The sequence below is a fragment of the Labrenzia sp. PHM005 genome, from assembly GCF_006517275.1.
GTDB lineage: Bacteria > Pseudomonadota > Alphaproteobacteria > Rhizobiales > Stappiaceae > Roseibium.
This window is the reverse complement of the sequence record NZ_CP041191.1, coordinates 2,343,297-2,355,320: the sequence shown is the minus strand read 5'-3', so window position 1 is coordinate 2,355,320 and position 12,024 is coordinate 2,343,297. Positions and strand designations below refer to the sequence as shown.

At 54.4% G+C, this 12,024-nt stretch carries 12 protein-coding genes; 7 read left to right on the top strand and 5 right to left on the bottom strand.

Annotated features, from left to right (window positions below):
- Positions 1 to 47: 47 nt before the first annotated feature.
- From FJ695_RS10625 to FJ695_RS10605, 5 genes are all read right to left on the bottom strand, one after another.
- Complete coding sequence (locus FJ695_RS10625) at positions 48 to 524, bottom strand: MarR family winged helix-turn-helix transcriptional regulator (RefSeq protein ID WP_141185426.1); 477 nt, start codon at positions 522 to 524, stop codon at positions 48 to 50.
- A 91-nt stretch (positions 525 to 615) separates the two neighbouring features.
- Positions 616 to 1,929 (bottom strand): TRAP transporter large permease, encoded by a 1,314-nt coding sequence (locus FJ695_RS10620; RefSeq protein WP_141185425.1) that lies wholly within the window; start codon positions 1,927 to 1,929, stop codon positions 616 to 618.
- Positions 1,926 to 2,429 carry a TRAP transporter small permease gene (locus FJ695_RS10615; protein ID WP_141185424.1) on the bottom strand — a complete coding sequence of 168 codons (504 nt, stop codon included), beginning with the start codon at positions 2,427 to 2,429 and terminating at the stop codon, positions 1,926 to 1,928. The genes FJ695_RS10620 and FJ695_RS10615 overlap by 4 nt, the downstream gene beginning before the upstream one ends.
- Before the next feature lie 68 nt (positions 2,430 to 2,497).
- Positions 2,498 to 3,511 (bottom strand): TRAP transporter substrate-binding protein, encoded by a 1,014-nt coding sequence (locus FJ695_RS10610; protein WP_141185423.1) that lies wholly within the window; start codon positions 3,509 to 3,511, stop codon positions 2,498 to 2,500.
- Positions 3,512 to 4,003: 492 nt separating this feature from the next.
- The gene (locus FJ695_RS10605) at positions 4,004 to 4,957 is read right to left on the bottom strand and encodes a LysR family transcriptional regulator (protein WP_141185422.1); all 954 of its coding nucleotides are present in this window, start codon (positions 4,955 to 4,957) and stop codon (positions 4,004 to 4,006) included.
- Positions 4,958 to 5,130: 173 nt separating this feature from the next.
- Between FJ695_RS10605 and FJ695_RS10600 the strand changes: the two genes are divergently transcribed.
- The 7 genes from FJ695_RS10600 to FJ695_RS10570 all read left to right on the top strand — a co-directional run bounded on the left by FJ695_RS10600 (position 5,131) and on the right by FJ695_RS10570 (position 12,007).
- On the top strand, positions 5,131 to 6,114 hold the full coding sequence (locus FJ695_RS10600; RefSeq protein ID WP_141185421.1) for a tripartite tricarboxylate transporter substrate binding protein: 984 nt from the start codon (positions 5,131 to 5,133) through the stop codon (positions 6,112 to 6,114).
- Positions 6,115 to 6,229: 115 nt separating this feature from the next.
- Positions 6,230 to 6,715, top strand: a complete 486-nt coding sequence (locus FJ695_RS10595) for a tripartite tricarboxylate transporter TctB family protein (protein ID WP_141185420.1) — start codon at positions 6,230 to 6,232, stop codon at positions 6,713 to 6,715.
- 4 nt (positions 6,716 to 6,719) lie between these two features.
- A complete protein-coding gene (locus FJ695_RS10590) occupies positions 6,720 to 8,399 on the top strand; it encodes a tripartite tricarboxylate transporter permease (RefSeq protein ID WP_141185419.1) in 1,680 nt (559 codons plus the stop codon).
- 22 nt (positions 8,400 to 8,421) lie between these two features.
- The gene (locus FJ695_RS10585) at positions 8,422 to 9,207 is read left to right on the top strand and encodes an SDR family oxidoreductase (RefSeq protein ID WP_141185418.1); all 786 of its coding nucleotides are present in this window, start codon (positions 8,422 to 8,424) and stop codon (positions 9,205 to 9,207) included.
- Between the two features lie 17 nt (positions 9,208 to 9,224).
- On the top strand, positions 9,225 to 10,949 hold the full coding sequence (locus tag FJ695_RS10580; RefSeq protein WP_247653819.1) for a thiamine pyrophosphate-binding protein: 1,725 nt from the start codon (positions 9,225 to 9,227) through the stop codon (positions 10,947 to 10,949).
- Positions 10,950 to 10,985: 36 nt separating this feature from the next.
- Entirely contained in the window at positions 10,986 to 11,339 is a 354-nt protein-coding gene (locus FJ695_RS10575; protein ID WP_141185417.1) for an NIPSNAP family protein, read from the top strand.
- Between the two features lie 38 nt (positions 11,340 to 11,377).
- A complete protein-coding gene (locus FJ695_RS10570; protein ID WP_141185416.1) occupies positions 11,378 to 12,007 on the top strand; it encodes a glutathione S-transferase family protein in 630 nt (209 codons plus the stop codon).
- Positions 12,008 to 12,024: the final 17 nt, after the last annotated feature.

The following is a 12,024-nucleotide window of genomic DNA, read 5'->3' as shown; positions in this document are numbered from 1 at the left end:
TATAACGTGTTTCACGCAACCTTTGCAAGAACATTCGCCCGCTCAATTCAAATTGGGTTTTCTCGAATTTGCTTCAGAACACGGGTCAGCAGACTCATGAACTGAGCACGCTCATCCGGGTCCAAAGCGGCTAGCAAGTCCTCATTGGCGCCCCTTAAAACCGGCATGATATCGACATACATGGCCGCACCTTTTGGTGTGAGCTGTACCACGCGGGAACGGCCGTCATCATCCCGGATCACGCGAGACACCAGCCCCTCCTGCTCCAGACGATCCAGGGCCCGGCTCATCGTTGGCTGTTCGGCGATTGCGTGAACACAGAGTTCGTTGATCGTCAGCTGCTCGAATGTTTTCAAGCACGCAACGATCCGGACATTCAAGGTCGTCAGACCAATCGCCTTCAGCTCACCGTGCACATTCTTGTTGTACCGATGTGAAATGCGGTTGATGAGATAGGACGCCATGTTCCAGAGCTTATTATGCTCTGATCCACCTTCTCTGCCATTGGGGCTCGATGATTTCATTGCGTTTCCGTATGGAATGACATCAGACCAGCCTCATCTTGAAATAAATTGCTTCGTGATTTGATACCGCAGCATAAATTGCATGGGGTTCTCACATCTGCGACGGCAAGTACAAGGCCAGCGCGGGAAACCCCAGGAGCAAGGCCAACCGCAGGATATCCATCATCCAAAATGGCGTTACTCCTCTAAAAATAGTTCCGGTGCTTACATTGCCGACCACAGCCCTGAGAACGAATACGTTCAATCCGACCGGCGGCGTGATCAGACTGATCTCTGTCACAACAACCACGATGACGCCGAACCACACCGGATCAAAACCCAGAGACGTTACCAGCGGAAAGAAGATCGGAACCGTGAGCAACAGCATCGACAAGGACTCAAACACACAGCCCAGCGCTATGTAGATCATCAAAATCACAGCCATCACCATCCACGGGCTCAAGTTGTTGCTGGTAACCAGTTCCAACAGAGCCTCGGGCAGACCGGCGATGTTCACGAAGTTGGAGAAGATGTGCGCGCCGATCAGCACCGCAAACAGAGATGCTGATGTAATCGCTGTTTCTCTCAAAACCTCGAACGTGTCGCTCAAGGTGAGCCGGCCCCGCGCCAGCGCGATTAGAAACGCTCCCATAGCGCCCATTCCAGCCGCCTCTGTCGGCGAGAACGTCAGGTTCAGCGGCCAGAAATCCAGCACACCATACAAGCCCCCGATCACCAAGAAGAACAGCAGCAATACCGCCCACACGCCTTTGAGCGCGGAAAGCCGCCCATCCCAATTGGTGCGCGGTCCGGCAGGCCCCGCCTCCGGACGGCGCATTACGGAATACTTCACCGCTGCGAGATAAAACAGAATGCCCATCAGGCCCGGGATCACACCTGCAATGAACAGTTTCCCGATCGAAGTTTCCGTCAGAATGCCATAAATTACCAGGATCACCGAGGGCGGGATCAGGATTCCCAGCGTGCCGCCAGCTGCAATCGACGCTGTCGATAGCTGATCGCTGTAATTGAAGCGGCGCATCTCGGGCATGGCGACTTTCGCCATGGTCGCCGCTGTTGCAAGTGATGAACCGGAAATCGCAGCGAAGCCGCCGCAGGCCACGATCGTCGCCATAGCCAGCCCACCTTTAAGGTGTCCCATGAAGGCGTTGGCGGCGGCATACAGCTCCTTGCTGATGCCTCCCTTGTTCACGAACAAACCCATCAAGATGAACAAGGGCACCACCGACAAGCCATAATCCTGGCTGGTATCGATGATCAAACGCGACACCATTGAAATCGAGCCGCGATAGCTGTTTTCCAGCATATAGCCGATCATTCCAACAAAGCCCATCGCAAAGGCTATTGGAACACGCACAAGAACGAGCACGAGCACGCAGGCGAACCCGATCAGTCCTTCGATCATTTTTCGCTCTCCAGGAACTGAGGGGCAAAAATGATGGCCAGTCCACGCAGAATAAGGACCACCATTGTCGCGTATGTCATGATTGCGATGAACCAGGTCATGTAGAATACCGGGATATTAAGATACTCAGTCATATCCCCGTAGGACCGTGCACGCTCCGCCAAAACCACGACACGGCTGGCGGGCCACCATAGCATAGCTCCGCACCCAAGGCAGATCAGCGCGTCTCGCACACGGTTCAGGCGCAGGCGGTAAAAGAAACCGTCCAAGAGGTCGACGTAGATATGCTTCCCGGCACCGGAAACCACAGGCATGACGGCAAAAACGGTGATTGCCATGGACATCCGAGTCAACTCAGTCGCCGCTTCAATGGGCGCATTGAAGACGGAACGTAAGATTACGTCGAAAAAGGTCAAAACCATCAGAAAAAATAGAGAACAGGCAGCCACGAAGACCGGCAGCATTGCCACCGTCTTAAGGAGATTGGATAGACTGAGCATTGTTGAGCCTTTAGGATGCAACGGGACGGCAATTAGAAAAAGGCCGCCCCGATGAACACTTAGCAGCCTTACTTGGCCATCTCAGATTTGACCATATCGTGAGCTGCCTGAGCGTCGACGCCCGCAGTTTCCAATTCGGCCAAAACCTTTGCAGTCACTTCTTTGGCGATCTTGGCGAATGCCGCCTGATCGGCCTCATTGGCGACATGGATTGCGTTGTCTTCGGCAGCCTGAGTGGCCGCAACACCCTTTGCGTCCGCGTCATCCCAGACCTTGCCCATCATCCGGCTTGCAGGTTCTCCAAAGACCTTTTCATCAAGCGCCTTCTGCGCGTCTTCCGACAGGGCGTCAAACGCTTCCTGGCTCATGATCACTGCAAAGGATCCACGATAAAAACCGCCGGGCATCTGATAGACGTTTTTGGCCACTTCGGTGAGTTTGAAACCAACGCGGCTCTCGATCGAGATCGCCACGCCATCGGCTGCATTGGAGGCCAGGGTTTCGTAAACCTTCGGACCCGGCACGCGAATGCCTTTCACACCAAGAGCCGCTCCGACATCGCCGGCAACACCGCCGCCAATGCGCATTTTCATGCCGTTCAGCTGCGCCAGCTCGGTCACTTCGGCATTTGAGTGCATCTGGCCAGGCCCATGGGTATTCAGCGAAATCACTTTCACGCCGCGGTGCTCGCCCAGCTTAGCCAAATGCGCTTCGTGCACACGCCAATAGGCAACAGAAGCCGCTTCAGCGTTCCCTTCATATCCAGGCAATTCGATCAGTTTGGTGCCAACAAAACGCCCTGGCTGATAGCCGTGAAAGATGATGGCGATATCGGCAGCACCATCCATGATCAAATCCATCTGAGCCGGCGGCGGCGCCAGACCGTGCTTCAGCTCACCGGTAACTTCGCCTCCAGTGGCCTCTTCCATCATGTCGATCAACCCTTCAAACATTCCGGTGTTAATGGAATGTTTTGGCGGCAGCCAAGTTGAAATGGTCAGCTTGGTTTCAGCCATCGCCACACCGGCCGTGGCGCCGAAGCATAACGCAGCGGTCGTCAGCAATTTCGCAAACTTGTTCATGATTCCTCCAGTTGTCGGTCGCTGTACCGGTCCCCTTCCGGCAGTTCACTCGCATTATTTTCTGTTTGATTGACTTTGCTTGTGATGCGAATTGTGAAGTTATATGATTTTTCATATTATTTGTCCATATGCGAACCTACGACATAAGCAGACGTCTTCATTTTTGTTTTTCTGGTAACGAAGCAATAGTCGGCGCGAGCAAAATCAGTGACGATTTCAAACGGGAAAAGGTGCGATAGAATACCCTCGAGAGCAGTAAAATTTCGCCACGAGAGATGCTCGCCTTCGTCGAGATGCTCTTCAATCCAAAGTGCAAACATGCGAGGAACAGGAAGCTGTTGCACGCCCAATTCGAACAGCAGCAGAAAATGAAAGCCTGGGGCCCTTAGATTACTCCGGGCAAATCCCAGTATCGCCCCCGACCTCTTTCTCTCTATCAGCGTTCATTCTCATTCCAGCCGACTAAATATCCTGGTCACACAGGCATGCCAGCTAGTTTACGACTGTTAAGCGCGGTGGGCGCGAGGCGATCATTACTCCATCTTCCAATGGCCTATGCGCTTTAAATTGAACCTTTAGAAAATCAATGAAGACCCGCAAGCTGGGTGCCATTCCGCGATGAGGATGAAATACCGCATTGAAGTCGACCGAAGGACCTCGCCATTTCGGCAGAACCTCCTCCAACTCTCCAGACACAACATGTTCACGTGCCAACCAGGCTGGCAAGAGCGCAACCCCCATGCCGGCAAGAGCAAGACTCAAAACCGCCTCATGGTCGCGAACTCCGATACGCGGAAGCAGCGTAACTGAAACCACCTCACTCGTTTCACGCAAATCTACCTTCATAGGCCCGAAGCCTGTCCGACTAGCGATAAAGGCGTGCTTTTCTAGATCAGAAGGATTTTGGATAACATCGCTGGTTTTTAGGTAGGCCGGAGCTGCAAACAGAAACTGACTCGATGCGCCCAATGGGACAGCACACAGGGTATCGTCTTCAATTGCGCCCTTTCGAACAGCTACGTCGCAACGTTCTTCAATCAGGTCGACTTTTCTGTTGCAGAAGGTGACATTGAGTCGAATGTTGGGGTGATTTTCCAAAAACTTGGGAAGCAGCGGTAGAATAAACGAGCGACCCAGGGTTTCTGGCAGGCTGATGTTCAACAGTCCGCTTGGTGACGATGTCATAGCCATCATTGCGGCATCGGCAGCACGACCTTCAGCTACAAGCCGGGCACAGTACTCGTAGTAGAGCCGGCCACTTTCCGTAACACCAATTTTCCGGGTGGTTCGATGGATCAGCTTGAGGTTAAGCCGGTCTTCGAGCGCTGAAATTCTGCGACTGACATTAGATTTCGACATATTGAGCGTTTCAGCAGCTGTGGTGAAGCCGTTTTGCTCTACGACCGCCGCAAAGACCGCCATATCGGTCAGCAGTTCCGGGTCCATATTGTTTCCCTCACGCAACAAAGTGTTCTCTATCTCTATATTGTTTATCCGACGAGCGCAATTAAACTGATAAAAATTAGCTATCGGCCATAAAATGGAAAATTATCAGAAAATATAGATAATATCGATTTCCATCTAAGGCGCGTTGGCTGACGACTTTTGGGAGGACGTCAATGAATAGGAAGCTCGTTCGTACACTCTTGGGTGGAGCCGCGATGATGGCGGCTGTTGTACTCGGGACATCTGGTACCGCGCAGGCTGTTGAACTGCCTTGCTCAACAGCGAAGCTGGTGGTGCCATGGGGCGCCGGTGGCGGTACAGGTGTAATCTTTGGGATTTTTGAAAAAGCCATCGACGCATCTGATGCACCGGTCAAGGTGAAGGTCGTGACTGTTCCGGGACAGGGTGGAGCAAAGGGAGCCAAGGAAGCCCATGCCGCCAAACCGGACGGGTGTACCCTATTTGCAATTCACCAGCATCTGGTCGTGAATTACATCAATGGAGTAACTGACTTCAGTTGGGATGGATTTGAGCCTGTTGCCATGTTGACAGATACGCCTGAAATTATCGGCGCTGGCGGGCATGTTGAATATGAAGATCTCGAGGGAATGTTGGCTGCGGCCAAGGCAAAGCCAGGTGAGATACCAACAGGCGTCTCAATGGGTGCAACAAGCCATTTCCTCTGGATCATGCTTGGTGCCAAGACAGGAACTGACTTTCAGTATGTGCCGTTCCAGGGCGGAACAGCCGGCCGAATTACTGGCCTTCTCAACGGGTCCATTGACCTTGGCGGCATCAACATGGCCGCAGCCCGGACCCAGCGCGGTGACGGGAAACTGAAGGCATTTGCCATTGCAGCCGATGAGCGCAATCAACTGATCCCGGATGTTCCGACCTTAAAAGAGCTTGGAGTCGACATGACCTACTCGCTGACACGCGGTGTCATGCTGCCAAAGGGCACACCGCCGGAGATCGTCGAGTACTGGGCCAATGTTTTCAAGAAGCCGACCGAAGACAAGGAGTTTGTCGACGCGCAGGCAGCCAAGGGTACATCTGTAGTCTACCTCGGTCCGGATGAATACGCCAATTGGTGGAAGGGAACCGAAACTGAGTTCCTGGATGCAGCAAAAGCCCTCAAAGTTGGCCGTTTTCAGTAGCTAGGTTGGACTTGAAACAACACTATCAAGTCTTTTCCTGAAATGTCGGTGGGCCACGTCAATATCAAGGTCGTGGTCCTTCGGCTCCTGGTCCCAATCATCCTGGATACCCGGTATGACACTCAACCGAGACACCTTCGTTGCGGTCTTCTTTCTGCTGCTTTGCGCCGTGATGTTCATTGCATCCATGAATCTGCCGGAAGCTATGTTCGGGCAGATGTCCCCAGCATTGTGGCCCCGCATCATTCTGGTGCCCCTGACCCTGCTCTCAGCTTTGCTTCTGGTCCAGTCGCAACGGGGCGTGGTGGACACGAAAGCTGAGGAAAAATCAAGCCTGCGCGGTTTGTGGGATCATAATCGTAATCCGATCATCTGCTTTTCACTCTTCTCTTTATTCCTGGTTTCAATGCCGGTTGCCGGCATGTTGCTGGGCGGCCTGGTCTACGTGTTCCTCACTTTGAATGTGCTCGGCGGCTGGAAACCCAAACAACTTGCTCTTCACGCTGCCATCTCGCTGTTTTTCGTGGTCGGCATGTGGGCGATCTTCACTCAATTGCTCGGCGTATTGCTGCCGGAAGGCGAAATTCTGAGGGTTTACTGACGCCATGGGTCTCTTTGAAAATCTGGCGACAGCAGCGCCCGAACTCTTCACCATAAAGACAATGATCTTGATGATGGTCGGTACGATGGCCGGACTGGTTGCCGGTGCCATACCCGGCTTTACCATCGCCATGGCAGTCGTGCTGGTGTTGCCCTTCACCTTCTCCATGACCCCGGTCGAAGGTTTGGCAACCATGATCGCCGTCTATGTTGGCGGCCTGTCGGGTGGCCTGATGTCCGGTATATTGACCGGAATTCCCGGAACGCCCTCATCGGTCGCAACAACCTTTGACGGTTATCCAATGGCGCGAGGCGGCAAACCAGGTCTGGCACTGGGTATCGGGGTGTGGGCATCTTTCTTCGGTGGTGTCATTGCGTCCATCGTCTTGATGATCGTTGCCCCGCAACTGGCGCTCATCGGCCTTGAGTTTCAACCCGTCGATTATTTCTCGCTGATCCTATTCGCCCTGACCGTGACTGCCAGTATGGCCGGTGACCAGATCCTCAAGGGGCTGATGGCGGCACTCTTGGGGTTGCTGATTTCAACCGTCGGCAATGACGTTGTCTTTGGCTTGCCACGCTTCACCTTCGGGGTGGACCCAGCTGCTCAGGGATTTGCCTTCCTGCCGGTGCTTGTTGGCCTGTTTGCCTTCAGCCGGCTGCTTGGTGATGTCCGGACGTCCGAAAAAGCGCATCAACGCCTCGGCGGCAACGAAGCTCATGCCGTTCATATCGATTACTTGGGATCTGCGCGCGAGGTCATCAGACGCTGGGGCAATATTGTCCGCTCCTCCCTGATCGGCGTATTTGTCGGCGTCCTGCCCGCAGCGGGCAGCACGATCTCCAATATCCTCGCTTATGATCAGGCCAAGAAGACCAGTAAAGATTCCGACAAATTTGGTTCGGGTGCAATCGACGGGATCATTGCGCCGGAATCTGCGAACAATGCAACGGCCGGCGGAGCGTTGATCGTTATGATGGCGCTAGGGTTGCCGGGCGACATCATGACAGCAATCATGCTCGGCGCCCTACTGATCCACGATGTGATCCCGAGCCCATCGTTTATCACTGACGAGCCACAGATTGCCTATTCGATCTTCCTGGCATTCTTCGTCGCCAACTTCATGATGCTGTTTATGCAGTCCTTCACGCTCAGAGCTTTTGTGCTCGTGACCAAGGTGAAGATGTACATGCTGACCGCCGTGATCCTGTTCTATTGCTCGGTCGGCATCTTTGCCCTGAACAACATCACCTACGATATGTGGACGCTGTTCATCTTTGGCATCATCGGCTTTGTCATACGCGCTCTTGGGTTCCCGATTGTGCCGATGGTACTGGGGGTCGTGCTGGGTGGCATCGCAGAAGCAAGGCTGAGCCAAGTGTTTGCACGGTCAGATGACATCATGGTGTTCATCAGCCGGCCATGGTCACTGTTCTTCCTGCTTCTCGGGTGTTTCTCTCTTCTTTTCCCTTACTACCAAAAGCACATGAAAACAGCGGTATGGGCCCGGTTCTTCGTGCCTGCCCTGCTGATTGTTCAATCCATCCCAGTGTTCATGATGCCTGGCATCGTTCGTCCCTCCGTTGCCATCGTGATGGCTCTGACCGGGGCGGTGATGGTGGCCTACCGGCTCAAAAACGGCGGCAAGGCGCCTGAGGCCGAACAGATCAATCAGACAAGTTAAATTCTATCAGGAGTACAACCTCATGGATTTGGGTATCCGCGGCAAGACCGCACTGGTTCTTGGGGCTTCCCAAGGGCTCGGCCGCGCCATTGCCGAGAAGCTGGCTGAAGAAGGTGCCAACGTCATACTAACGGCCCGCAGCGCAGACAAGTTGCAGGCCCTAGCTGCCGAGCTGTCGGAAAAGTACGGCGTTTCCGCTTCCCCCATCGCAGTTGACTTCTCGGACTCTGATGCAGTCAACAGTTTCTGCGCTAGGGTCAGCAATGAAATCAAACCTGATATCCTGTTGAACAATGCTGGTGGACCTCCGCCGTCTCCATCTCTCGGAGTGTCCGGTGACATCTGGCAACGGTCTGCTCAAATGCTTCTGTTCAGCCTGTTTCAGATCACCGAAGCAGCTGTATCCTCGATGAAGGAACGCAAGTGGGGCCGTATTCTTGCAATCGGTTCGTCCGGCGTCATCCAGCCTATCCCCAATCTGGCCGTCTCCAACACAATTCGAGGTGCAATGGCCGGTTTTTGCAAGACCTTGTCGGCTGAGGTCGCTGGCGACGGAATCACAGTCAACATGATCCTTCCAGGCAAGATTGATACCGACCGTGTTGGTCAGCTGGACACAGCACGCGCCGATCGTGAAGGCAAGACCTTGGATCAAGTTCGCACCGAAATCGCAGCTTCCCTGCCGGCAAAACGCTATGGCCGGCCGGAGGAGTTTGCCAGCGTTGCAGCGTTCTTATTGAGCGACCCGGCCGGGTATGTGACCGGACAAATGACCCGCGTCGACGGCGGCATGATCAAAAGCATCTAACGGAACTGGGGGACGACATGTCCAAAGCACTGGAAAACAAAACGCTTGCCGATGCTGCGATGCCTCTGCGCAGCGGAGGACGCATACTTGCCGACCAGCTCGCCTTGTTGGGTGCGGACAAGATCTTTTGTGTTCCAGGCGAGAGTTTTCTGGGCCTGCTGGAAGGCTTGTACGCACATCAGAACGACGTGCAAGTCATCACCTGCCGGCACGAGTCTGGTGCTGCAAACATGGCGGACGCCTATGGCAAGATGACCGGCAAACCCGGCATTGTCGCTGTAACCCGCGGTCCAGGCGCAACAAACGCCTCCAACGGAGTTCACACTGCTTATCAGGATTCTACACCGATGATTGTTCTTGTCGGGCAGGTCGGACGGGAGATGATGGACCGTGAAGCCTTCCAGGAAATGGACTACCGGCGCATGTTTGGCGAGATGGCCAAGTGGGTTGCCCAGATCGACGATGCACGGCGCATTCCCGAGTATCTGTCCCGCGCTTGGAAGGTGGCACTTTCCGGTCGGCCTGGGCCCGTTGTCCTCGCCTTGCCAGAAGACATGCTAACCGAGGAGGTCGCAACTGTTGACCTAAAACCAACGCCTCTTCCCGTGGCAGCCCCTCAGCCGTCTGCGATGGCCGATCTGGAGAAGATGCTCCAGGCCGCAAAAAAGCCGTTGCTGGTTGTCGGCGGCCCTGGCTGGAACAAGGCGTGTTGCGACAAGGCCATTGCCTTGTCTGAAAGGTTTGGCCTTCCGGTAGCGGCATCCTTCCGGTGTCAGGACTATTTCGACAATAGCCACGAAAACTATGTTGGAGTTATCGGAATTGCCCCGTCACCCAAGTTGCGCAAGCGGGTCATGGAAGAAGCTGATCTCATGATCGCAATCGGACCGCGATTTGGGGAGATGACCACGCAAGGCTACACCTTGCTTGATATCCCAACTCCACAAATGAAGCTGGTTCACATTCATCCGGGCGCGGAAGAACTTGGTCAGGTCTATGCACCGGAGCTGTCGATCGTCTCTTCTGCGGAAGCATTTCTTGATGCCGCTCTCAAGTTGGAGCCAGCGGATTGTGCAAGCCGCTGGGCGGATTGGCGTAAAGACCAAAACGCCGACTATCGCAGTTTTATCGAGCCCACCACGGTTCCAGGCAAAGTCAACATGGCCGATGTTATCCGGCACGTGACCGAGACTATGCCGCCGGATACAATCGTTGCCAATGGTGCGGGAAACTACACTGTCTGGGTCCACCGGTTCCACCAGCACGCCGATTACCGCACCCAACTGGCCCCGACCAGTGGATCCATGGGCTATAGCCAACCTTCAGCGATTGCGGCCAAGCTGATCGCCCCCGCGCGGGAAGTCATAAGTTTCGCCGGTGACGGATGTTTCATGATGGCAGGCCAGGAATTGGCCACCGCCAAACAATATGGCGCCGACGTCATCTACATCGTTGTCAACAATGGCATGTTCGGCACCATTCGGATGCACCAGGAACGCAACCACCCCGGTCATGTAATTGCGACCGAGTTGGTCAACCCGGACTTCGTCACCTACGCAAGAGCATTCGGAATTGAAGGGGAACGGATTACGGACACGGAGGCCTTCCCGGCAGCCTTGGCCCGGGCGCGAACATCCAAAGGCGGGTACCTGATCGAAATCGTCGTCGATCCGGAAGCACTGACACCAAGCCAGTCTTTGAGCGATGCCCGCAGACAAGGCGAAGCTGCGCTGGCTCATTAACCGCCCTGCAGTTTCGGGAAGAAGGATGAAAACCAAATGATTGTCGAACAACGCACCTACACGCTCAACATCGGTGCTGTACCTGATTACCTCAAGCTCTACGAAGAAGAAGGCCTTGCCATTCAGCGACCGGTCCTGGGGCGCATGGTAGGTTATTTCTCAACCGATATCGGCCAGCTGCACCAGATCATTCACATGTGGGCTTACAAGGATCTGGCGGAGCGGTCGGAACGCCGCGCAAAATTGACGGCCGATCCCCGCTGGAAAGAATATGCGATCAAGACCCGGAAATTTCAGATCAGTCAGGAAAACAAGATCCTGATCCCGGCCCCTTTCAGTCCGTGGGCTCAGGACAATCCGGCACTGGACATGGCTGCAAACAACGGCTGACCCGAACAACACTCAAATCAGACACGCGGAGTATACTCGTGATCGATCTCTACACCTGGACCACACCGAACGGCCGGAAAGTCTCCATTCTTCTTGAGGAACTGGGTATCGACTACAACGCTCATCCGATCAACATCGGTCAGGGTGACCAGAAAACACCGGAGTTTCTGGAAATCAGTCCGAACAACAAGATCCCAGCGATTGTTGACCAGGACAACGGTCTACAGCTTATGGAATCCGGGGCCATCATGATTTACCTGGCAGACAAATATGGCAAGTTTCTCGCAGCCGATGGCGAACAACGGACACGCACCATCGAGTGGCTGATGTGGCAAATGGGCGGTCTTGGGCCAATGCTGGGCCAGGCGCATCACTACCTTCATTTCAATCCCGGTAAAGCCGAATACGCCGAAGACCGCTTTCGCACGGAAGTCCGGCGACTTTACGGAGTTTTGGACAAGCGCCTGGAAGGCCGCGACTACATTGTCGACGACTACTCTATCGCCGATATGGCCTGTTGGCCGTGGATTTCCCGCTATGAGTGGCAGCAGATCAACCTAGCTGAATTCCCGAATGTCCAAGCCTGGTACAAACGCGTTCTTGAACGCCCTGCGGTCCAAAAGGGCTACCACGTGCCGAAAGTCATGGGCGAGATCCCTGCAGGTTAACGGCGAAAGCCCAAACA